Genomic DNA, 23436 nt, shown 5'->3' on the forward strand with positions numbered 1-23436 from the left:
CGTGGTGCGGGGCCCCTTCGCCGTGTCGGCGACTGCTCGGGCCCGGACTGCTCGGGCCCGGGCTACTCGGACTTGATCGCCGACAGCATGTTCAGCCGTGCCGCGCGCCGGGCCGGCCACAGGGCCGCCAGGATGCCGACCAGGCCGGCCAGGACCAGGAAGAGCGCCATCCTGGACCACGGCAGGACCAGTTCGTACGTCGGCATCCTCGCGCCGACCAGCCGGCCCGCCGCCCAGCCGAAGAACACGCCCAGGCCGAGGCCCAGCACTCCGCCGAAGAGCGAGATGACCAGGGACTCCAGCCGGACCATCCGCTTGACCGCCGTGCGGTCCAGGCCGATCGCGCGGAGCATGCCGATCTCCTGCTGCCGTTCGAAGACCGACATGGCCAGGGTGTTGACGACACCGAGGACCGCGACGATCACCGCCATCGCGAGCAGGCCGTAGACCATGTTCAGGATCAGCGTGAACGCCTGGGCGATGGAGTCGGACAGGTCCTGCTTGTCCTGGACCTTGATCGCCGGGTTGGAGCCGAGGACCTTCTCCAGCTTGTCCTTGGCCGCGCCCGACGCGCCGTCCGTCGTCTTGACCATGACCTGCATGTCGGCGGGGTCGGTCTGGTGCGGCGTGAGGGCGGTGTTGTCGAGCATGATCCCGTGGATCACCTCGTTGCCCTCGTAGATGCCGGCGACGGTCATCTTCTGCGCCTTGCCGTCCTCGTAGTGGACGGTGAAGCTCGAACCCGCCTTCCAGCCCTGCGACTTGGCCTTCTCGGCGTCCACGACGACGTCCGAGCCGCCGACCTTGAAGGAACCGCTGTCCACTGTGAGGTCGGTCAGCTTGCCGATCGCCGAGCCGTTGACGCCGGTCAGGAACTCGGTCTTGCCGTCGATCCGGGAGATCGCGTTGCGCAGCGGGCTGCTCGCGGTGACACCGTCCGTGGCCGCGACCTTCTTCGCCACGTCGGGGGAGAGCGCGTTTCCGTTGGCCATCGAGACGATGTAGTCCGCGCGGATCGCCGAACTCGCCATCTTGTCGATCGACTTCTGCAGGCTGCCCGCCATCACCGTCATGCCGGTGATCAGGGTCAGTCCGATCATCAGCGCCGAGGCGGTCGCGGCGGTACGGCGCGGGTTGCGCACCGAGTTCTGCCGGGCCAGCTTCCCGGCGACCCCGAACCCGCGCAGCAGCGGCGCGGCGGCCGCGATCAGCGGACGGGACAGGAGCGGGGTGAGCACGAAGACGCCGATGATCAGGAGGACCGCGCCCAGGCCCATCGGCGCCTGCCCGTCGGAGCCGCTCATCGTGGTCGCCGCCAGGATCACCGCGACGCCCGCCGCCGAGAACAGCGCGCCGATCGTGTTGCGCAGCACCAGCGACTTGGTGGTCGGCGCCGAGTGCAGCGCGCTCATCGCGGCGACCGGCGGGATCTTCGCGGCCCGGCGGCCGGGCAGCCAGGCGGCCAGCATGGTGATGACGACGCCGACGGCGAGCGCGGCGGCCACCGTGCCGGGGCTGACGACCAGCGGGCCGTCCGGGACGCTCGCGCCGAACGAGCCCATCAGCGCGCGCAGTCCGGCGCCGATGCCGATACCGGCGACCAGACCGGCCACCCCGGCCACCGCGCCGACCACGAACGCCTCGATCAGTACCGAGCGGGTCACCTGGCGACGGGAGGCGCCCACCGCGCGCAGCAGCGCCAGCTCCTTGGTGCGCTGGGCGACCAGCATGGTGAAGGTGTTGGCGATGATGAACGTGCCGACGAACAGGGCGATGCCGGCGAAGACCAGCAGGCCCTGACGCAGGCCGCTCATGCCGGCGGCGATGGCCTTCGCCTGGTCGTCGGCGAGCCGGTGGCCGGTGGTGGTCTCCACGAGCTTCTTCGGCAGCGCCCGGTCCAGCTGGGCCTTGAGGGCGGCCTGGCCGGTGCCGGACTTCGCGGTCACGTCGATCTCGTCGTACGCGCCCTTCTTGCCGAACAGCCGCTGCGCGGTCGCCGTGTCGAACAGGGCGAGGCTGCCGCCGGCCGTGACATTGCCGTCGTCGGTGGTGAAGATGCCGGCGACGGTGGGCGTGAGGACCGGGCCGTTCACCGAGATACGCACGGTGTCGCCGACCTTGTAGCCGGCCCGCTCGGCGGTCTTGGAGTCGATCAGCACCTCGTTGGCACCACTCGGCGCGTGGCCGCCGGTCAGCGGGTATCGGGCGTCCTTGGTGCCCCAGTAGTTGCCGCCCTCGGACTGCCAGCCGCCGCCGATCAGCTTGCCGTCCTTGTCGGCGATCGCGGTGAAGCCGGAGACGACCCCGGTGGCGGAGGCGGCCCCGGGGACCTTCGCGGCCCTGTCGAGCAGCGCCTGGGTGAGGTCGGGGGTCTTGCCGACCTGATCGCCCTTGGAGTCCTGGTACTTGGCCTGTACGGCCACGTCGACGCCGTCGAAGCCCTTGGCGGAGCTGTTCTGGTAGGCGTCCGAGATGGTGTTGGTGAAGACCAGGGTGCCGGAGACGAACGCGACGCCGAGCATGACGGCGAGCACGGTCATCAGCAGCCGTGCCTTGTGCGCGAGGACGTTGCGCAGGGCGGTGCGGAACATCAGCTGGTCCGGCCCTTCGCGTCGAACTCGGGGGTCAGGGGCCGCGCGGCGGAGCCGCTGGTGTCAGCGCCCCCGGGGAACTGGCGCATGAAGTCCAGGACCGTTTCGGCCGTCGGGCGGTACATCTCGTCGACGATCCGGCCGTCGGCGAGGAAGACGACACGGTCCGCGTACGCCGCCGCCACCGGGTCGTGGGTGACCATGACGACCGTCTGGCCCAGCTCCCGCACGGAGTTGCGCAGGAAGCCCAGCACCTCGGCGCCGGAACGGGAGTCCAGGTTCCCGGTCGGCTCGTCACCGAAGATGATCTCCGGCCGGGAGGCGAGGGCGCGGGCGACGGCGACGCGCTGCTGCTGGCCGCCGGAGAGCTGCGCGGGCCGGTGGCTCAGCCGGTCCTTCAGGCCGACCATCTGGATGACGCTGTCGAGCCACTGCGGGTCCGGCTTGCGGCCCGCGATGTCCATCGGGAGCGTGATGTTCTCCAGCGCGGTCAGCGTCGGCAGCAGGTTGAACGCCTGGAAGATGAACCCGATCTTGTCCCGGCGCAACTTGGTGAGCTGCTTGTCCTTCAGGGTGCCGAGTTCGGTGTCGCCGATCCGCACGGAGCCGGAGGAGAAGGTGTCGAGGCCCGCCACGCAGTGCATCAGCGTGGACTTGCCGGAGCCCGACGGCCCCATGATCGCGGTGAACTCGGCCTGCCGGAACTCGACGGTGACCCGGTCCAGGGCGACGACCTGCGTCTCACCCTGTCCGTAGATCTTCGACAGCTCCGTGGCGCGAGCGGCCACGGAGGTGGTCCGCCGGTCGGCGATGGGTGTGGTGGACACGGAAGGGTGCTCCTGTCGGGACGACGGCGTTCAGGGGGACGTGACCATCGTCCCGGCCGTACGGGCCCGTGTAGTCAGCCGCAGTTCCGGTTCCGGGGGCCGACCGAGGGGGGACCGGAGCGTGCCGAGTCATACCTGGGGATGACGGCGGACCCTTAGATCGACCGACCGACCGACCGACCGACCGAAGCGAAGCGAACCGGTCCGGTCCGGTCCGGACCAGATCCGGAACCGGTCGCTCTCATCTGTCCAGAACAGGTGGAGCCCCCTTGTTCGGACGGTGAAATTCCGTCATTCCCCGTACGCGCGCATCCACCGCGCGTAACGCTACTGGCAAGTGCGGATGGCTCGTTCCGGGGGCTGATGCACCCTCAGACGTCAATAAAATAAGACAACATCGGGTCGCCTGTCCGCTGTTCGAGGGACGCCTCCCGATAGGCTCGGAATCTCGTTGCGGAGCCCATGGCCTGCCCGGATGGTGGAATGCAGACACGGCGAGCTTAAACCTCGCTGCCCCTCGCGGGCGTACCGGTTCAAGTCCGGTTCCGGGCACTTTCGCTGCCATTTGCGCCTGCCCTACCGATAAGGTCGGTCGGCGCTGTCCCTCGTGCCGGTCGCGACAGGCGGAGCGCTTCGGTCTCGCCGACGAAGGCCCGGAGGTCGCCGACGTCTTCTGTGCGGCGGTCAACGTCGAGGGGGCGATGCCCCCTCGGGCGGGTGAAGGGGCGGGACGTGATCGCCCACGATTCGAACGACGGCGCGCGGTACCGCCTCCCCGTGGAGTAGGCCGACGCGGCCGAGATCGTCGCCGGACGCTGAGCCCGCGTCGAACGCAACCGCGTTCTCGCTTTTGCGGCGTCACCTAATCAACCGGACATTCGGGGCAGGCGTCGGATCTCCGGGGGTGAACCGTTGTGTCGTCGCTCGGACACCGCTCCTTGTCGGACAGTCCGACAGTCGTTCCCGCACGCGACGCGCCGGAATTGCGTCAAAGTTCCGTCCTGTCCCCGGTCGACCTTCATGGTTCCGGCCAACTGCCCGGAGCGGCCGGTGGGCGGTCGTCGTTTCGGTGGGTCTGGGATTGCGCCCTTCCGTGCGGGATCGCGCCGGTTGAAATCGCGCCATCGGAGAGCCACGGCTCTCAGCACGGGGTCCTATCGTCTGAATGTGTCGCTCCGTCATCCACCGGCGCGACACCAACGGGGACATGGGGGAAACATGATCCGCTTCTCGGCGACCGTGGACGACATCGCAAGGGTTCGATTCTCGCCTTCGCCACTGGGGGAGGCCGTCTACAGCATCCGCATGCTCGCCTCGGCGGAACGCAGAAGGCGGCACCAGCCGTGGGTCGATGACGTCCGCGCGAAGCTGAGGACCCTGGATCTTCTGCCGCTACGCGCGTTGATCCCGCCCACCGGATACGTCCCGGACTTCCTCACCCCGCCGCCGGACGGCTCCGGGCCGCGGAGGATCACCGAAGAGCTGGAGATGGTGCGCGCGACCCCGAGTGAGCACTTCGTCGCCGAGGTGTCCTGGATGGCCGCCGACCCCGGCACGCCCGTGACCTGGCGACAGGAGGCGGCGTCGCTGCACCGGCAGATGCTGGCTCAGCCGGCGCAGGCCATCGCCCGGATCACCGAACAGCTTCAGACGTACTGGGACCTCGCGCTGGAGCCGCACTGGCGGCGGCTGCACGGCGGATTGCAGTCCGACATCCGCTCCCGTATGCAGGTGATCGAGAGTTCCGGGGCGGCCCCCGTGTTCTCCTCCCTCCACCCCCGCATCGCCTGGAGGGACCAGGAGCTCACCGTGCGCAGCGCCTACGACTACCAGAAGGACCTGGGCGGCCGGGGCATCGTGCTCGTACCGAGCGTGTTCTGCGGGCCGGAGGTGCTCACCATGACGCCGCCGCAGCAGTCGATGATCGTCTACCCCAGGCCGGGCGTCGAGGAGTTGTGGCACCGCTACGCCACGGACCAGCCGAGCCCGCTGGCCGCGCTGCTCGGCGGCGTCCGCTCCGCGGTGCTCGAGGCCCTGCTGGTGCCCGCCTCCACCGGCGATCTCGCCGAGGCGATCAACGTCACCCCCGGCGCCATCAGTCAGCACGTCGCCGTGCTGCGCGAGTGCGACCTGGTGACGAGCCGACGCCACGGCCGCCGCGTCATCCACTCGCTCACCGAGACGGGCGAGGCGCTCGTGCGGGGCGCCGTCGCGCCCGGTGGTGGACGCCTCTCGGCCTGACCGGGGCTCGCGAGACCAGCCGGCCGAACCGTCGAGGACGTGTGCCCCGGCTCGGTTTTAGCGGGGGCTAAAAGCGTTGGGGGCGCCCTCACGGGTGTGTTTGGCTCACAGTGCGACGTTGACCGAGACGAACTCGGGCCCTTGGCCGTCCAGGGGGCGGGAGACGGACGGCCGAGGGACCGGCTGTCGTGAGCCCGTCTCTCCCACGACTTCCACGTCTTCATCCATGTCATCCTCCCGGACCGACCCGAAGGGAACATCTGGTGCCCGCAACCATGTCCGAGGACAATCGCTTTCACGACGTAGTCGTAGTCGGAAACGGGTCACTCGGCCTGTCCCTCGGCCTCACCCTGGCCCGTCGCAACCTCAGCGTGGCCGTACTCGGCCGCCCGCACCGTCCCAAGGCGGCGTCCTCGGCCGCGGGGGCGATGCTCGGCACGTTCGGTGAGGTCACGACCACCCTGCTCAAGAGCGACTACGGCCGCACCAAGCTCGACTGGGCCTACCAGGCCAGCAAGCTGTGGCCCGAGTGGCTGGCCGGCCTGTCGCCCGACTCGGACGGCACCGACCTGCTGACCGCCGACGGCACCGTCGTCATGCTGAACACCGTCGGCGTGCCCGACATCGACACGCAGAACTTCAAGGCGATCCGCAACACCCTCATCGAGTACGGCGAGAAGTTCGAGGACATCGACCCGGAGGACATCGAGTGGCTCGACGCCGAGCCCACCGCACGTCCCCTGCAGGCGATGTTCCTGCCCAACGAGCACGCCGTGAACGCCCACGCGCTGCTGGCGCAGTTGGAGGAGGCGTTCCTCGCCGCCGGCGGCACGCTGATCCCGGAGCAGGCGGTGCGGGTGGACCACGCCGACGGCCGGGTGCGCGGTGTCGAGCTGGACTCCGGGACCGTGCTGGCCACCGAGCAGCTGGTGCTGGCCGCCGGGTCCGCGTCACAGGCCGTACTGGACACGGTCCCCGACCAGGCGGCCCGCATTCCCCGGCTGATCAGCGGCTACGGTGTCTCGGCCCTGGTCGACACCGAGGACGGCACCGCCCCGCGCAGCGTCATCCGCACACCCAACCGTGCCTTCGCGTGCGGGCTGCACGTCGTCCCGCGTGGCGCCGGACATGTCTACGTGGGCGCCACCAACATCATCTCGCCCGAGCCGCGCGAGACCCCGCTCATCTCCGACGTGCTCTTCCTGCTCAACTGCGGCAACCGCCAGGTCCGCCGCAACCTGGGCGAGAGCGGGGTGCGCGCGATCCAGGTCGGCAACCGGCCCGTCGCGCTGGACGGCATGCCGCTGCTCGGTGAGACGGAGCTGGCCGGCCTGTGGATGATGACCGGCACCTACCGCGACGGACTCACGCTCTCCCCCCTGCTCGCCCGGGAGATGACCGCCCTCCTGCTCGGCGAGGAGCCCGGCATCGAGCTGGACCTGTTCCGCCCGGTCCGGTCGCCGATCCAGCCGCTCAGCCGCGAGGAGATCGTGGAGGCCACCGTCACCCACATGCTGGCCACCGGCTACGAGTCCAACTGGACCGTGCCCGTCGAGTGGCCGTTCACCATCGAGCACTACCTGCGGGTGGCCTACACCCGGATCGCCGACGAGTTCGACCCGGCCTTCACCCCGCCGCCGGAGCTGCTCGCCTCCTCGCGCATCCACCCCTCCATCGCCCAGGCGCTGCGCGACTACTACGCGGTCAGCCACGCAGCCGCCGCCAGTTGACACGAACACGGGGAAAGGACCGACGGACAGTGGTCGACCAGTCACTCGCACACCACGTCGAGGACGAGCACCTCGACGCCCTGCTCCGGGAAGCGGAGCGCACGCTCACCGAGGCCCGGGTGTGGAGCCCGCGCGAGGACGCGGAGGCCCTGGCGGCCCATGTGCTGGGTCTTCCGGGCGGCTCCCCGGAGCCGGCGGAGCAACCGGTGTCCGCGGCCGCCGCGGCGGAACTGCGCGCCCTCGTGGCGCGCCGGGCCGCCCGGATCCCGCTCGGTCATCTCACCGGGCGGGCCCGGCTCGGCGGCATCGAAGTCACGGTCACCGAGGACGTGTTCGTACCGCGGTTCCCCACCGAACTCCTGCTGGCGTGGGGCCTGTCGGCGGTGCGCGAGAAGCGGGCGCCCGTGGTGGTCGACCTGTGCACGGGCTCGGGGGCGCTCGCCCTGGCCTTCGCGCACGCCCGCCCCGACGCCGAGGTGCACGCCGTCGACCTGGACCCGGCCGCGCTCGCCTGCGCGCGACGCAACGCCGCCGCGCGGGCGGCGGCCGGCGACACCCCGGTCACCGTGCACGCGGGGGACGTCACGGACCCGGAGCTGCTCGCCGCGTTCGACGGCCGCGTGGACCTGGTGCTCGCCAACCCGCCGTACGTGCCGGTGGGTACGGAGCTGCTGCCGGAGTGGGGCGAGCATCACCCCCGCCAGGCCGTCTTCGCCGGTGCCGACGGACTCGACGTCATCCGGGCCGTCGTCGACTGCGCGGCGCGGCTGCTCCGTGACGGCGGCGGCCTGGCGATCGAGCACGGGGACGCGCAGGCCGACGTGGTGCCGGGACTGCTGGCCGGAACCGGTGCGTTCGCGGGCACCGAGAGCCACCGCGACCAGGAGGACCGCCCCCGTTCCACGACGACGTACCGGACGGCAGACGATGGGAGCAGGAGCATGACGACGACCTCGACCGCCGAGGCCGGACTGGCGGGACTGCGCGCCGAACTCGACCAGATCGACGTCCGGTTGCTGGACACCCTGCGAGCCCGTATCGAGTGCTGTGTACAGATCGCGGAGCACAAGCGCGAGCACGCGGTGCCGATGATGCAGCCGCACCGGATCGGCATCGTCCAGGAACGCGCCGCCCGCTACGGCGCCGAGCACGGTGTCGACCGGACGTTCCTGCGCCGCCTCTACGACCTGATCATCGAGGAGACGTGCCGGGTGGAGGACCTCGTCATCGGCGGGGAGCCCGCCGCGCGGCAGTCGGCCACGGGTGACGGATCATGACCACTCGCCCGGTGCGCACGCTCCTCATCGACAACTACGACTCCTTCACCTACAACCTCTACCAGCTGCTCGGCGAGGTGAACGGGCAGCCGCCGACCGTGGTGCGCAACGACGTCGACTGGTCCGCCCTGCACCTGGGCGACTACGACAACATCGTCGTCTCGCCCGGGCCCGGACGCCCGGACCGCCGACGGGACTTCGGCGTGAGCGCCCGCGCGATCCGCGAAGCCGGACTGCCCGTGCTCGGCGTCTGCCTCGGCCACCAGGGCATCGCCGAACTGTTCGGCGGTACGGTCGAGCACGCGCCCGAACCGATGCACGGCCGGGTCTCCGCGGTGCGCCACGAAGGCGAGGACATCTTCGAAGGGCTCCCGTCGCCCTTCTCCGTGGTGCGCTACCACTCGCTGGCCGTCACCGCGCTCTCCGACGAGCTGGAGGGCCTCGCCTGGACCGAGGACGGCGTCCTGATGGGGCTGCGCCACCGCACCGAACCGGTGTGGGGCGTGCAGTTCCACCCCGAGTCCATCTCCACCGAGTACGGGCGCGAACTGCTCGGCAACTTCCGCGACCTGACCCGGAGCCGCCGCGAGCGGGTCGCCGCCGCGGCGCCCCCGCCGCCGTACCACCTGCTGGTGCGCCGACTGGCCGGCGCGCCCGACACCGTGACCGCCTACGCGGAGCTGTTCGCCGGCAAGCGGCACAGCTTCTGGCTGGACAGCGGTTCCCACGAGGACGGCAACGCCCGCTTCTCCGTGCTGGGGGACGGCACGGGTCCGCTCGCGGAGTACGTCACCTACCGGGTCGCCACCCGGACCGTGCGGGTGGAGCGTCCCGGCCGGCCGGACGAGGAGCTGTCGCAGGGGTTCTTCGACTACCTCGGCGGAGAGCTGCGCCGACGCGCCCTGCCCGCCGACGACTCGCTGCCGTTCGCCTTCAACCTCGGCTACGTCGGCTACCTCGGCTACGAGCTCAAGGCCGAGACCGGGGCCACGGCCGTGCACGAGTCGCTCACCTCCGACGCCGCGCTGCTCTTCGCGGACCGGGCGATCGTCGTCGACCACACCGAGCAGACCACGTACCTGCTGTGTCTGGGCACGGCGCCGGACGACCCGGACGCCCTCAAGTGGCTGGACAGCACCGCGGGCCGGCTCGACGTGCTGCCCGCGGAGGTCCGACGGCAGCGGCGCCCCCTGGTCGACGCGCTTCCGCTGGCCGCGGCGTCCCTGGTGCCGCGACACGGCCGGGAGGACTACCTGGCGCGGATCGACGAATGCCTGGAGGAGATCCGCAACGGTGAGTCGTACGAGATCTGCCTCACCAACATGGTCACCACCTCCACGGTGCTCGACCCGCTGGACACCTACCGGCTGATGCGCGACATCAGCCCCGTCCCGTACGGTGCCCTGCTGGACCTGCCGGGTGTGGCGGTGCTCAGCGCGTCGCCGGAGCGTTTTCTGTCCATCGGCGTCGACGGGATCGCCGAGTCCAAACCGATCAAGGGGACCCGGCCGCGCGGCGCCACGCCGGAGGAGGACGCCGCGCTGGCGGAGGAACTGCGCGCCAGCGCGAAGGACCGCGCCGAGAACCTGATGATCGTGGACCTGCTGCGCAACGACCTCAACACCGTGTGCGAGGTCGGCTCCGTCCACGTGCCCAAGCTCTTCGACGTCGAGACGTACCCGCCCGTGCACCAGCTCGTCAGCACCGTGCGCGGCACGCTGCGCCCGGGCACGTCCGCGGTGGACTGTGTGCGGGCCTGCTTCCCCGGCGGATCGATGACCGGGGCGCCCAAGCTGCGCACCCTGGAGATCATCGACCGGCTGGAGGCGGGCCCGCGCGGCGTCTACTCGGGCGCGCTCGGCTGGTTCTCGCTGAGCGGTGCCGCCGATCTCAGCATCGTCATCCGGACCATCGTGGCTTCCCCGGAAGGGGCGTCCTTCGGCGTCGGCGGGGCCGTGATAGCCCTGTCCGACCCGGCCGAGGAGTACGAGGAGACGCTGGTGAAGTCCCGGACGATGACGGCGGCGATCGCCGGCAGCGCGCCCGGCGGCGGAACGGGGGCCGCATGACCGCGCACCCGCCCGCACCGGCCGTGCCCAGGATCCGGCGCTGCGTCGTGGCCGGCGGATCCGGCGCGGTGGGGCGCCTGTTCACCGAAGTGCTCGCCGACACCGGTCTCGACGTCTGTGCCGCCGACCCGGAGGCGCCCGGCACCGCCCGGCCGGACGTCCGCCTGCTCAAGGGCGACATCACGGCGCCGGACGCCGCGCTGCGCGCCGAACTGGCCGCCTGCGACCTGCTCGTGCTCGCCGTGCCCGAGCCGGTGGCGCTGGACGCGGTGAGCGCCCTGGCCGGCGTCCTGCCGCGGCGCGCACTGCTCGCGGACACACTGTCGGTGAAGTCCCGGATCGCCGAGGCGGTCACGGCCCGTCTGCCGGAGCATCAGGCGGTCGGCCTCAACCCGATGTTCGCCCCGTCGCTCGGCCTGCCCGGGCGTCCGGTGGCCGCGGTCGTCCTACGCGACGGGCCGCTGGTCGGGGAACTGCTCGGCCTGGTCGCCGACGGCGGGGCACGCGTCGTACGGATGGACGCCGAGCGCCACGACCGGCTGGCCGCCGTGTCCCAGGCCCTCACCCATGCCACCGTGCTCGCGTTCGGCCATGCCCTGACCGAACTCGGCGCGGACATCGGGGAACTGGCCGCCGTCGCGCCCCCGCCGCACACCACCCTGCTGGCGCTGCTCGCCCGGATCGCCTCCGGCACCCCGGAGGTCTACTGGGACATCCAGTCCGCCAACCCGTACGCCGCAAACGCCCGCGAAGCGCTCGCCCACGGCGTGGACCGGTTGCGCGAGCTCGCCGGCGACGGCGACGAGCGGGACTTCGAGCGTCATCTGCACCAGCTGTCCGGTGTGTTCGGCGACCGGCTCGAGCACTTCGGGGACGTGTGCGCCGGGCTGTTCGCGGAACTGCCCGCAGCCTCCCCCGCCGACCCCGAGGAGAACGCGTGATCACCGATGAGCTGAGCACCACCAGGCCCGCCAACTGGGTCGCCGCCCGTATCGACAAGACCACCGACTCACTGGACCGCGCCTTCGACGAAGGGCTCACCGGGCATGTCATCAGCGGACGCGCCGGCAAGGAGGTCGAGCTCGCGGACGGCAGCCGTGCCGTCGAGTTCGTCTCCTGCTCCTACCTGGGCCTGGAGGAACACCCGGATCTGGTCGCGGCCGCGCAGGACGCGCTGAGCCGGTTCGGCGTGCACTTCTCCTCCTCGCGCAACCGGATGCGCCCGGTCTATCTGGGGGAGCTCGAGGAACTGCTGAGCGAGATCTACGGCGGCCGGCCGGTGGTGCCCTTCACCTCCGTCAGCAATGTCCACCTCGGAGTGCTGCCGCTGCTGGGCAACGGCACGCTCCCCGGCTATCCCGTCACCGGCGACGGCCCGGTGTTCCTGATGGAGAAGACCGCCCACGCCTCGATGCAGGTGCTGCGCGGGGTCCTGGAGCAGATCGGCCCCGTGCACCGGTTCGACCTGGCGGACCCGCGGACCCTGGAGGCCCGGCTGGCCGACGCGCGGGCGCAGGGCCGCACCCCGATCGCGCTGGTCGACGGCGTCGGCTCGATGGGCGGCCTGATCGACGTCGACTCCCTCGCCCGGTCGTTGGGGGAGGCCGGCGGGCTGCTGTACGTCGACGACGCGCACGGCATCTCCATCGACGGCCCCCACGGCGCCGGTTACGCCTACGAGGCCTTCACCGACGGACTGCCCGGCAACGTGGTGCTGGTCGGCTCGCTGTCCAAGGCCTTCGGTGGCGCGGGCGGCTTCGTCGTGCTGCCCGGCGAGGAGGACGTGCGGGTACTGCGCAAGTTCGCCAACCCGCTGGTCTTCGGGCACTCCATCATGCTGCCGCTGCTCGCCGCGGACGTGGCCGCGGCCAAGCTGCACCTGAGCGGCGAGGTGGCCCGGTTGCAGGAGCGGCTGTGGGGGAACGCCGCTCTGTTCGACGAGCTGACCGACGGCCGGCTCGTCAGCGCCGGGCAGCGCTCGCCCGTCCGCGGGGCCCATTTCGCCACCGAGCAGGCGGCGTTCGAGGCCGCGAGGCGGCTGCGCTCGGCCGGGGTCCTGGTGCTGCCCGCCTTCTTCCCGACCGTCGCGAAGGGCACCGGGCTCATACGCTTCGCGCTCTCCGCGCTCCACGAGACCTCCCAGCTGAAAGCGGCTGTGGAGGCACTCGGCCCGATCGCCTCATGACCGTCCCCCCACAGCAACGGTGAGCCCACGACCCGGCGGGCCCGCCCAAGGAGTCACATGAACACGAAGAACCTGGTCCCTCCGGCCGGACCGGCGCGTACGCTCGCCCTGGCCCAGTTGATCAGCAGGACCGGTGACGGCGCGTACTACGTGACGGCGGCCCTGTTCTTCACCCAGGTCGTCGGGTTGTCCGCGGCCCAGCTGGGCCTCGGGCTGACCATCGCCTGGACGGTGGCGCTGGCCTTGAGCGTGCCGCTGGGGCATCTGGCCGACCGCCGCGGGGCGCGGGGGACGGCGGTGTTCTTCTTCCTGTGCGCGGCGGTCGCCGTCGGTTCGTACCTGGTGGTGCGTTCCTTCCCGCTGTTCGTGCTCTCCGCGTGCCTGTACGCGGTGGGGCAGCGCAGCGGCTCCGCGGCCCAGCAGGCTCTGCTCGCCGGGGTGGTGCCCAAGGAGAACCTCACCAAGGTCCGCGCCGTCCTCCAGGCCAGCTACAACGCCGGGCTCTCCCTGGGTGCCGCGCTCGGCGGCGTGGTGCTGCTCTTCGACACGCGTGGGGCCTATCTCGCGGCGTTCGCGCTCAACTCCGTGGCGTTCGCCGTGGCCGCCGCGGTGCTGTGGCGGGTGCCGCCCATCGCCCCCGCCCCGGCGCCCGCCGACGGCGAGCGGACGAAGACGGTGTTCCGGGACCGGCCCTACGTCGCCGTCAGTCTGCTCAACCTGGTCCTCGTGCTGCACGTGCCGCTGATCGACGTGGCGCTGCCGCTGTGGATCGTCGGGCACACCGAGGCCCCGAAGTGGGTGCTGTCGGTGATGTTCGTGCTCAACACGCTCGCCGTCGTGGTCCTCCAGGTGCGGGTGGCGCGCGGGGTGACCGACCTGGCGAGCGGGGCGCGGTACGTGGTGCGCGGCGGGCTGCTGCTCGGCGCCGGCTGCGTCGTCTTCGCCTTCTCCGGCAGCGGTGACTCCGCCTGGTCGGCGGTGCTGCTGCTGGTCGCCGCCGCGGCGGTGCAGACGGTGGGCGAGATGATGCAGATGGCCGGCAGCTGGGAGATCAGCTTCGGGCTCGCCCCGGACGGCAAGCACGGCCAGTACCAGGCGTTCTTCGGGTCCGGGCTGACGGTGGCCGAGATCGTGGGCCCGCTCGCGCTGACCGGGCTCCTCGTCTACTGGGGCGCGCCCGGCTGGATCCTGCTCGGCGCCCTCTTCGTCGCGGCGGGCCTGGCGATGGTGCCGGTCGTGCGATGGGGGGAGCGCACCCTGGCCGGCCAGGGGGAGGCGGTACCGGACCACGCCGACGCGGCCGAGCACCAACTGACCAGGGACTGACCACCGACCGACCAGGAACCGAAAGGAAGGGAGACGGACGCATGGGCTCGGACGCGGGCACGACCGCGGCGGCGGGCGGCGGCAGCCGTACGGTGCTGCTCATCGGGGGGCGGTTGGAGACCGTCCGCAAAGCCCGGCGGCTCGGGCTGGACGTCGTCAACGTGCAGCGCCCCGACGAGTACCGGCCCGAGTACGCCGACCTGGTCCGCGCGGCACTGCTCGTCGACTACACCGACTGGTCCGTCCTGCGGCCCTTGGTGACGGCCGCGCACCAGGTCTTCGGTTTCTCGGGCGTGGCGACCATCACCGAACCCGGTGTGGAGCCCGTCGGCCTCATCTGCGACACGCTGGGCCTGCGCGGCAACGGCCACCGGTGCGCCCGGTTGCTGCGCGACAAGGCGGAGATGCGGGAGCACCTGGCCGGCCGGCCCGGCGCGGTAGCCGCCGCCGTGGCCGAGGACCGGGCCGCGCTGGAGGGTTTCGGGGCCCGGCACGGCCATCCCTTCATCGTCAAGCCGGTGGACGCGGCCGCCAGCTTCGGGGTGCGTCTGGTCGAGACGCCGGACGCGGTCGAGGACGCCTGGCAGGCGATCACCGCCCTGCGCGGCAGCACCGAGCACCCGTTCGCCGCGTACTTCCCGGTGGGGCGCTTCCTGATGGAGGAGTACCTGGACGGGCCGGAGTACAGCGTCGAGTCGCTCAGCTTCGACGGCCGGCACATCCTGCTCGCGGTCACCGAGAAGAGCACCGTCGCCGGCTTCGTCGAGGCCGGGCACGCCCTGCCGGCCCGCCTGCCGGCCGCCGACGAGCAGGCCGTACGAGACTGTGTCACCGCCTTCCTCGACGCCGTGGAGCTGCGCCACGGTCCCGCGCACACCGAGGTGAAGCTGACCTCCCGCGGTCCCCGTGTGATCGAGTCGCACGGGCGGCCCGGCGGCGACCGGATCATGGAGCTGGTCGAGGCGGCGTACGGCGTCGACATCGAGGCGTACACCGTCGGCTGGGCCGCCGGGGCACTGCCCGCGATCGAGGCGCCCCCGAAGGCCCGCGCCGCCGCCGCGACCTGTTTCCTCACCGCTCAGCCGGGCCGGGTCACCGGCATCGAGGGCGTCGAGGAGGCACGGGCGCACGAGGGCGTCGTCGGGCTGGACGTCACCGTCGACGTGGGCGGCACCGTACGCCCGCTGCAGGCGAGTTGGGACCGGGTCGGCCAGGTCCTGGTCACCGGCCCCGACACCGCGGCGGCCCTGGCACTCGCCCAGCAGCTCGCCGGAAAGATCACCGTGACCACCGAGCCGAACCCAGACTGACAATCGGAAGAAGTAGCACCATGTCAGAACACATCCTGATCTTCGGTAACGGATATGACATCCCCGGCCGCATCCGCGCCCGTGGAAAGAGACTGGGCCGCGCCTACACCACGAGCGTGCTGTGCCGGCTCGAACACCTGGCCAAGGTGGAGGAGGCCGAGGGGCACGCCCGGATCGTCGCCGTCCGCGCCGACGCGCCCGTCGAGGAGTGGATCGAGCTGGCCCGCGCGGTCCACGCCACGCAGTCGGTGACGCGCATCGCGGCCTTCGGCGACCAGTGCCAGGAGGCGGCGGCCGACGCGGCCCGGGCGCTGGGCATCGCCACGCACGCGCCGGAGACCGTGCGGCTGGTCTTCGACAAGTTCGCCATGCGGCGGCGGCTGGCCGAGGCCGGCGTGGAGTCGATCCCCGCCGCCGAGGTGCCCGACGTGGACGCGCTGCGCGCCTTCGCCGCCGAGCACGGCTACCCGTGTGTGGTCAAACCCCGCCGGGGCACGGCCAGTACGGGAGTGTCGATGATCCGCTCGGCCGAGGAGGCACCGGCCGCGTTCGCGCGGGCCCTGGGCAAGGAGGGGGCCGCCGGCGGCGCCGATGACGCGGAGGCGGCTTCCGAGGTCGTCGTGGAGGCCTTCCTCCCCGGAGCCCAGTACAGCGTGGAGGCCTTCTCGGAAGGCGGTGAGCACGTGGCCGTCGCCTTCACCCGCAAGTACTCGGACCCGGCCAGCCTGGTGGAGCTCGGTCATGTGATGCCCGCGCCGCTCGACGCCGGGCAGGAGGAGGAGATCCGCGCGCACCTGGCCCGGGCACTCGACGCGCTGGGTGTGGAGTTCGGGCCCACCCACACCGAGGTGGTGCTCACCGGACAGGGGCCCCGGATCATCGAGACCCACCTGCGGGTCGGTGGCGACGAGATCTGGAACATGGTCACCGACGCCACCGGTGTGGACCTGGTCGAGTACCAGCTGCGCCAGTGCACGGGCGAGCGGGTGCTCCCCGAACTGCGCGCCGCGCTGGCCGGCGCCCGGCGCGGGCGGCGCGGCGAGGCGATCTGGTTCGCCGGGGCGCCCGCCGCGGGCGTCCTCGTCGAGGTCACCGGTGCGGACGGGCCGCACCCCGAAGGTGTACGGGTCGAGGTGCTGGGCCGGGCCGGGGACCGGCTGCACGGCCTGCGCAGTTCCGACTCACGGCTGGCCCAGGCCCGGGCCGGCGCCGACACCCCGGACAAGGCGCTCGCACTGGCCCAGGAGGCCATCGGACGACTGGAGTTCGTCACCCGGGTCACTGCCGAGGAGCCCGATCTGCTGTGAGCGCACCGGTGGAGTCCAGGCGTCAGTCGGCACCGCGCGGCACGTGCCGGCCACGTGCCGTCCCGTCGGACGCGGAAGCGGACGAACCGGCGCGCGCGGACGGGGGTGCCACACCCGCCGAACCGGCGCGCGGGGACGGGAGCGACATACGCGCCCTGCTGGAGAACCTCGACGGGCAGATCGTCGCGATGGTGCTGCGCCGGGCCGCACTCGCCCGGCACTACCACGCACTGCGGCGCACGGCGGGGCTGCCGCAGTCGGAGCTGGCGTGGGAGAACCAGGTGCTGCGCCAGTACACCGAACCGCTCGGAACCAAGGGCACCGACATCGGGCGGGCTGTGCTGGCCCTGTCCCGGGCCGCCCCGCGGCGGCCCGGGACGAATGAAACGAACGGAGGCTCACCACGGAAAGAGAATCCATCCGTCCGGACAACCGAAAGCGCCCGCGGAGACCCGCCGCAATAAGCGGCCGAAGTCTCCTGACGGGCGCCCGCACCGCAGTGTGACGCGGCGGTCAGAACCCCATGAATTCAGGGTGTTCGGTCAGTTTGAGGAAATGGTCGGCCGGATTGTCGATCAGCTTTCTCCGGTCCAGGTCGATCAGGCCGGCGACGCTGGACAGTTCGGCCGCCAGTACGCCGTCGGACCGGATGATCTGCTGCTCGACGTGGAAAATCTTGCCGTCGCCCCACACCCACTTACAGGTCACGTCGACCTCGTCTCCGCCGCGCAGTTCATTGCGGAACCGCATGGTGTTCTCCAGCACGGCGGGGCCAATTCGGGTGGACAGCAACTTGTCCTGAGAAATGCCCGCGGCGCGTAGGCTCTCCCATCGTGCGTGCTCGCAATACTGCAGGTAGATGGCCTGGTTGAGGTGTCCTTGTGCGTCGAGCTCGTACCCTCGCACGACGATTCGCACCTGAAACGGCTCTGCCATACTCGACGGCCCTCCTTTGGGTATTTCTCCACTTCATACCCCATGTGCGATCTCCGTGCAACCATGCGTCGGTCGCCTGGGACGGCGTTGAATGTCGAAGGAATGGAGTATTCCGTTCATGAAAAGCGAGTCTCTTCGGTAAGAGTTTCCCATGTGAGCCGGCTCACATCATTATTTCGGTTGACTCGGAGGGGTGCGGCGGTGTTAGCGTCGATGTCGAACCCGGCCGGGACAAGAATTGAATTCATGAATTCAATTTCCCGGCCCTCCAGAATAGCCGTCAAGATGCCTAATGGAAAGCGAATCCGATGGCGGACTTAATCGGCATCCTGACAAGGATGTCCCGTAAACGTCCCGACGAGTCGGCGATCTCCCACAACGGGCACGAACTGAGCTACGCGGAGCTGCTGCTCCAAGTCCGTGCGACAGCGGCGCGGCTCGGCCCGTCGCCGGGGGCCGTCGGCGTCCTGACCGACCGGTCGCCGGCCACCGTCGTCGCCATGCTGGGCGTACTCGCCGCCGGCGGCACCTACTGCCCCGTCGATCCGGCCTTCCCCGCCGCCCGTCAGCGGGCACTGATGGAGTCCGCCGGCTGCACGACCGTGATAGCGGCGCGGCCCGGGGCCTCGGTGCCCGAGGGCACGCGGGGCGTCCTGCGCGTCCTGGCCGCCGATCCGGGCCCGCGGGCCGACGACGGTCCGGCCGCCTACCTCGAACCGGCCGACCGCGAACCGGCCGACCGCGAACCGGCCGACCGCGAACCGGCCGACCCCGAACCGGTCGATCCCGAACCGGTCGATCCCGAACGGCCGGCGTACATCCTCTTCACCTCCGGCTCCACCGGTGCGCCCAAGCCGGTCCTCACCCCGCGGCGCGCCATCGACGCCTCGGTCGGCTCACTGCGCGGCCTCTTCGGCCTCGTGCCCACCGACCGCGTCCTGCAGTTCGCGTCCCTCAACTGGGACACCTGCTTCGAGGAGATCCTCCCCACCCTCACCGCCGGCGCGACCCTGGTCTTCCACGACGAGGCCTACACCGGCTCGCTGCCCCGGCTGCTCAAGGCCGTCGCCGCCGAGCGCGTCACCATGCTCGACCTGCCCACCGCCTTCTGGCACGAACTCGTCCGGCACCTCGCGGAGGACGGGGCGGCACTGCCCGACTCCGTGCGGACCGTCGTCATCGGCGGCGAGGCCGTCAGCCCGGCCCGCCTCGCGGACTGGCGCGCCCTCGGCACCGGACACATCCGGCTGATCAACACCTACGGCTGCACCGAGACCACCCTGATCACCCATGCCGCCGACCTGCACGGCCCCCACGCCCCGGGCGACGGCGCCTGGTGGGGAGAGGGCGGCCGGGTGCCCATCGGCGCCCCGCTGCCGCATGTGCGCGACGACATCGGCGACGACGGCGAACTCCGGATCTCCGGACCCGCGTTGGCCCTCGGCTACCGCAACCTGCCGGAGGTCACCGCCGAGCGCTTCGTCACCCTCGGGGGCCCGGGCGAACCCGAGCGCTGGTTCCGCACGGGCGACCGGGTCGGCCGGCGGCCCGATGGCCTCCTCGTCCACGAGGGGCGGCTCGACGCGGAGATCAAGGTGCGCGGAATCCGCGTGGACCCCGCGGAGGTAGAGGCGCACCTGACCGCCTACCCCTCGGTCGGCACCGCCGCCGTCGTGGGTGCGCACAGCGCGGGCCGGACCATCATGGCCGCCTATCTCGTGGCCGAGTACGACGACGCGGCCGACACCCTCGCCCGTGACGTCCTGGCGTATCTGCGCGAGACGGTGCCGGACCATCTCATACCGCACCGGGTCACCGTCGTTCCCGAGCTCCTCTACACCGCCAGCGGCAAGGTCGACCGCGCCGCGACCCACCACCGCCACGCTTCCGCGGCCGCGCCGCCGCGGTCCCGGGGCTGAGCGACGTACCGCACCGGCCGGCGGCACGGCGGCCAGCGGTGCCCGCGCACGACGCAGGCGTCGACGAGGGCCACGAGCACCGGCCCGGACCACGTCCGGCAGCACGGCACCGGCCCCGCCCCCGACATCAACGGCACTGACGCAGCACCGGCACGCACTGGCACTGATGCAGCACCTGCACTGACGCAGCACCGGCACGCACCGGCACCGACGCGGCGACGGCACTGATGCAGCACCGGCACGCACCGGCACTGAAGCAGCCACGGCACTGATGCAGCACCGGCACTGACGCAGCGACGGCACCGATACAGCGACGGCACACCCGCATCAACGGCACCCCTGCACCAACGGCACCCACGCCACCAACGGCATACAGAAGAGGACAGTCGATGAGCTCTGACGACATAGTCGGGATCTTCCAACGCGTGCTGGAGACGGACGGCATCTCCGCGGACTCCGACTTCTTCCTGCTGGGCGGGGACTCCCTGCTCGGGACGCGCGTCCTGAGCGCCGTCGCCCGGACGCACGGCGTGGAGCTGTCGTTCGAGGACCTCCTCGACGCACCCACCCCGGGCGCGCTGGCCAAGAAGATCGCGGGCGCGGCCCGATGAGGGTCCTCGTCGTCGGCGCGGGCCTGGCCGGCCTCACCGCCGCCAACGATCTCGCCGCACAGGGCGAGGACGTCCAGGTGCTGGAGGCGCGCGACCGCGTCGGCGGCCGGATGCACGGCATCGAGGTGGCGGAGGGCAGCTGGGCCGACGCGGGCGCCGCCTACCTGGGCGAGCGCCACACCGAACTGCTGGCGCTGATGGCCGAGACGGACCTGAAGGCCGTGTCGACCACCATGGACGGTGCCAGCCGGTTCGCCCTGGGCCAGGACGCGCGCACTCCGGACGCGCAGAGCGTGCCGGGCCGCTTCCCGCCGCTGAGCGGGGTCGCGCTGGGCGAGCTGTTCGACCTGCTGGACGAGGTGACGCGCACGATACGCGTCGACGCGCCCTGGCTGACCCCGGACGCGGAGCGACTGGACGCGACCACGGCCGCCGAGTGGGCCGAGGAGAACCTCCGCCACCCCGACGCCCGGCTGTTCTTCCCGCTGTTCCTCGGCGAGATGATGGCGGCCGCCCCCGCGGACGTCTCCGTCCTGCACATGGCGTTCTACCTGCGCTCCGGAGGCGGCCTGCGCTACCTCAACGCCTTCGCCGGCGGCGCCCAGGAGTCCCGGATCGACGGTGGCGCGCACCGGCTGTGCGAGGCGCTGGCCGCCCGGCTCGGCGACCGCGTCCGGCTCGCCGAACCGGTGCTGGCCGTGGAGCAGGACGACGACGGCGTCACGGTACGGACCGAGGGTGGCGCGTACCGCGGCGACACCGTGATCATCGCCGTACCGCCGGTCCTCGCCGACCGGATCGACTTCCGCCCGGGCCTGCCCGCGCCGCGCTCCAGCGACCGCACGGCACCCGGCTGCGCGGTGAAGGTCCACCTCGTCCACCCCTCGCCGCTGTGGCGGGACATGGGTCTGTCCGGGTGGTCGGTCAGTTCGGACGGACCGCTGCTGTCCACCGTCGACGACTCGCCCCCCGGCGGTGTGGGCGTCCTCACCGGCTTCGTCACCGGCGAGGAGGCCAGGCGGTACGCGGCGCTGCCGCCGGCCGAGCAGCGCGCCGCGGCCGTCGCCCAGGCCGCCCGCCTCTTCCCCGGGCTGCCCGAGCCCATCGGCTTCCACGTCACCAACTGGCTGGACGAGCCCTACAGCCGCGGCTGCTACGCGGCCCTGTTCGGTCCCGGCGACTGGATCGCCCAGGGGCCCGGCCTGACCCGCCCGCACGGCCGCGTCCACTGGGCCGGCACGGAGACCAGCACCGAGTTCTTCGGGCTGATGGAGGGCGCCATCCGCTCCGGCCACCGGGCTGCCGCCGAGGCCGCCGACGATCACCTCACCGCAGGGAGCGCACTGTGACCGACCTCAGCCCCGTCGCCCCGCTGTCCGTACGACAGCAGTTCATGACCGACCCCACCCTGGGCGCCGGCAACTTCCTCCAGAAGGCGCTGGAGGCCAACCCCCACAACACCGTGCCGTACGCGTACAGCCACTCCACGGACCACCGGGGCCAGGTCGTCCTGCGCGGCCACAGCCTCACCGACCTCGCCGCCCTGCGGGACCGGTACGCCCGCTGGTACTGGGCCAACGGCGTCAAGCAGGGCGAGCCCGTGGCGGTGTTCGTCGCCGAGGGCCTCGAACCGCTGCTCCACTATCTGGCGCTGACCGCCCTCGGCGCGATCCCGGCGATGATCAACAACGCCATGCCGGAGCGCACCGCCGTCCGCTACATCGACCACGTCGGCGCGCTCGGCCTGGTGGCCGACGACCCGACCCGGCTGGTCGCGGCCTACCGTGCCGACGGCAACCGGCGCCGGCCGCGGTTCATCGTGCCGAACGCCGAGATCCGCGCGTACGACCCGGAGCACGGCGCGCTGCCGGACGCGTACCCGTACCAGCACGACGCCGACGAGGTGGTCGCGCTCATCCACTCCTCCGGCACGACCGGCACGCCGAAGTCGACGATGCTCGCCCACCGGCAGTTCTGGGAGGGCAAGCAGCCGCGCATGGAGCGGTTCCCGGCCCAGCCCGAGGACCGGCTGATGTCCCTCATGCCGCACACCCACGCGGGCGGGCTCAGCTACTTCCTGACCGCCACCCTCCTCGGGCTGCCCACCGTCGTCATGGGCGACTGGCGCAGGGCGGCAGTCGAACCGGTCATGGAGGCCTTCCAGCCGACCATGGTCGCCTCCTTCCCGCGCACCTTCGTCGAGCTGGCGACGGGCGAGCTGCCGGTCAGGGGCGCCGCCAAGGTGCACAGCTGGTTCAACACCGGCGACGGCGCCCACTACGGCCACATCAGGCGGCTGGTGCAGCTCGGCGAGCGCCCCGCGGGCCTGATCAAGCCCTGGCTGCTGCCCCGCGACCGCAGCAGCGAAGAGCCCCTGCCCGGCTCGCAGTTCATCGACGGACTCGGCTCGTCCGAGATGGGCATGGCCCTCTTCGGGCAGGTCACCACGCCGGAGTCGGCGCGCAACGACCGCTGCGTCGGCAAGCCCACCGAGGTCGTCACCGCGGCCGCGGTCCTGGACGCGGAGGGCGCGGAGGTGCCCGTCGGCACGGTCGGTCTGCTGGCCGTCAAGACACCCTCGCGCACCCCTGGTTACTGGAACGACCCCGCCCTGACCCGCAGCTTCGAGCTCGACGGCTACTGGCTGACCGGTGACGTCGCCCGCAAGGACGAGGACGGCAACTTCTACCACCTCGACCGGACCGTGGACGTCATCGACACCGAGGACGGCCCCGTCTACAGCCTCCCCATCGAGGAGGTGCTGCTCGCCGACTGCGCCGACGTGGTCCAGGACTGCGCCGTCGTCGGAGTGCCCGCGGCGGACGGCCGGGGACACCTGCCGATCGCCGTGGTACGCCTCCAGCCCGGGGTGGCGGAGCCCTCCGCCGGCGAACTGCGCGAGCGGACCGGCAAGGCACTCGGCGCGGCCGGGCTGACGCAGCTCGCCGCGGTGATCGTCGCGCGCGACCTCGCCGACTACCCCACCGGGGTCACCGGCAAGTCCCTCAAGCGGGAGCTGCGGACCCGCTGGGCGACCCTGCTCACCGACCCCGGCCGCGCCTCGGGCGAGGGCTGAGGTCCCGGACCGTCGCAGACCCGGTCCCGAT

General features: G+C 71.7%; 17 protein-coding genes and 1 tRNA gene. 15 read left to right on the forward strand and 3 right to left on the reverse strand.

All coding sequences use genetic code 11. The features are described 5' to 3' along the window. Positions 1–62: 62 nt before the first annotated feature. A complete protein-coding gene (locus ABZ642_RS31540) occupies positions 63–2591 on the reverse strand; it encodes an FtsX-like permease family protein (RefSeq protein WP_360490006.1) in 2529 nt (842 codons plus the stop codon). Beyond that, on the reverse strand, positions 2591–3418 hold the full coding sequence (locus tag ABZ642_RS31545) for an ABC transporter ATP-binding protein (RefSeq protein ID WP_360490008.1): 828 nt from the start codon (positions 3416–3418) through the stop codon (positions 2591–2593). The genes ABZ642_RS31540 and ABZ642_RS31545 overlap by 1 nt, the downstream gene beginning before the upstream one ends. 469 nt (positions 3419–3887) lie before the next feature. Between ABZ642_RS31545 and ABZ642_RS31550 the strand changes: the two genes are divergently transcribed. From ABZ642_RS31550 to ABZ642_RS31600, 11 genes are all read left to right on the forward strand, one after another. Further along, a tRNA-Leu gene (locus ABZ642_RS31550) sits at positions 3888–3970 on the forward strand. Between the two features lie 666 nt (positions 3971–4636). Next, positions 4637–5659, forward strand: a complete 1023-nt coding sequence (locus ABZ642_RS31555) for a DUF5937 family protein (RefSeq protein ID WP_360490010.1) — start codon at positions 4637–4639, stop codon at positions 5657–5659. Between the two features lie 275 nt (positions 5660–5934). Further along, positions 5935–7389, forward strand: coding sequence for an FAD-dependent oxidoreductase (locus ABZ642_RS31560; RefSeq protein ID WP_360490012.1), 1455 nt, complete (start codon positions 5935–5937; stop codon positions 7387–7389). Positions 7390–7418: 29 nt separating this feature from the next. Beyond that, entirely contained in the window at positions 7419–8666 is a 1248-nt protein-coding gene (prmC, locus tag ABZ642_RS31565) for a peptide chain release factor N(5)-glutamine methyltransferase (RefSeq protein ID WP_360490014.1), read from the forward strand. After that, positions 8663–10735 carry an aminodeoxychorismate synthase component I gene (pabB, locus tag ABZ642_RS31570; protein WP_360490016.1) on the forward strand — a complete coding sequence of 691 codons (2073 nt, stop codon included), beginning with the start codon at positions 8663–8665 and terminating at the stop codon, positions 10733–10735. Before prmC ends, pabB begins: the two co-directional genes overlap by 4 nt. Beyond that, entirely contained in the window at positions 10732–11676 is a 945-nt protein-coding gene (locus ABZ642_RS31575) for a prephenate dehydrogenase (RefSeq protein WP_360490018.1), read from the forward strand. Before pabB ends, ABZ642_RS31575 begins: the two co-directional genes overlap by 4 nt. Next, positions 11673–12920 (forward strand): aminotransferase class I/II-fold pyridoxal phosphate-dependent enzyme, encoded by a 1248-nt coding sequence (locus tag ABZ642_RS31580; RefSeq protein ID WP_360490020.1) that lies wholly within the window; start codon positions 11673–11675, stop codon positions 12918–12920. The genes ABZ642_RS31575 and ABZ642_RS31580 overlap by 4 nt, the downstream gene beginning before the upstream one ends. A gap of 57 nt (positions 12921–12977) precedes the next feature. After that, complete coding sequence (locus ABZ642_RS31585; RefSeq protein WP_360490022.1) at positions 12978–14246, forward strand: MFS transporter; 1269 nt, start codon at positions 12978–12980, stop codon at positions 14244–14246. Between the two features lie 41 nt (positions 14247–14287). Then, positions 14288–15556 (forward strand): ATP-grasp domain-containing protein, encoded by a 1269-nt coding sequence (locus tag ABZ642_RS31590; protein WP_360490024.1) that lies wholly within the window; start codon positions 14288–14290, stop codon positions 15554–15556. Positions 15557–15576: 20 nt separating this feature from the next. After that, entirely contained in the window at positions 15577–16863 is a 1287-nt protein-coding gene (locus tag ABZ642_RS31595; RefSeq protein WP_360490026.1) for an ATP-grasp domain-containing protein, read from the forward strand. Further along, entirely contained in the window at positions 16860–17327 is a 468-nt protein-coding gene (locus ABZ642_RS31600) for a hypothetical protein (protein ID WP_360490028.1), read from the forward strand. The genes ABZ642_RS31595 and ABZ642_RS31600 overlap by 4 nt, the downstream gene beginning before the upstream one ends. A 49-nt stretch (positions 17328–17376) precedes the next feature. Here ABZ642_RS31600 and ABZ642_RS31605 read toward each other — a convergent pair whose 3' ends face one another. Then, positions 17377–17799 carry an acyl-CoA thioesterase gene (locus tag ABZ642_RS31605; RefSeq protein ID WP_360490030.1) on the reverse strand — a complete coding sequence of 141 codons (423 nt, stop codon included), beginning with the start codon at positions 17797–17799 and terminating at the stop codon, positions 17377–17379. Positions 17800–18137: 338 nt separating this feature from the next. Between ABZ642_RS31605 and ABZ642_RS31610 the strand changes: the two genes are divergently transcribed. The 4 genes from ABZ642_RS31610 (at position 18138) to ABZ642_RS31625 (ending at position 23405) form a co-directional block, all read left to right on the forward strand. Next, complete coding sequence (locus ABZ642_RS31610) at positions 18138–19718, forward strand: AMP-binding protein (protein WP_360490032.1); 1581 nt, start codon at positions 18138–18140, stop codon at positions 19716–19718. A gap of 389 nt (positions 19719–20107) precedes the next feature. After that, positions 20108–20329 carry an acyl carrier protein gene (locus ABZ642_RS31615; RefSeq protein ID WP_360490034.1) on the forward strand — a complete coding sequence of 74 codons (222 nt, stop codon included), beginning with the start codon at positions 20108–20110 and terminating at the stop codon, positions 20327–20329. Then, positions 20326–21678 carry an FAD-dependent oxidoreductase gene (locus ABZ642_RS31620; RefSeq protein WP_360490036.1) on the forward strand — a complete coding sequence of 451 codons (1353 nt, stop codon included), beginning with the start codon at positions 20326–20328 and terminating at the stop codon, positions 21676–21678. Before ABZ642_RS31615 ends, ABZ642_RS31620 begins: the two co-directional genes overlap by 4 nt. Next, complete coding sequence (locus tag ABZ642_RS31625) at positions 21675–23405, forward strand: class I adenylate-forming enzyme family protein (protein WP_360490038.1); 1731 nt, start codon at positions 21675–21677, stop codon at positions 23403–23405. Before ABZ642_RS31620 ends, ABZ642_RS31625 begins: the two co-directional genes overlap by 4 nt. Positions 23406–23436 lie beyond the last annotated feature (31 nt).

The sequence above is a fragment of the Streptomyces sp. NPDC007157 genome, assembly GCF_040634235.1.
GTDB lineage: Bacteria > Actinomycetota > Actinomycetes > Streptomycetales > Streptomycetaceae > Streptomyces.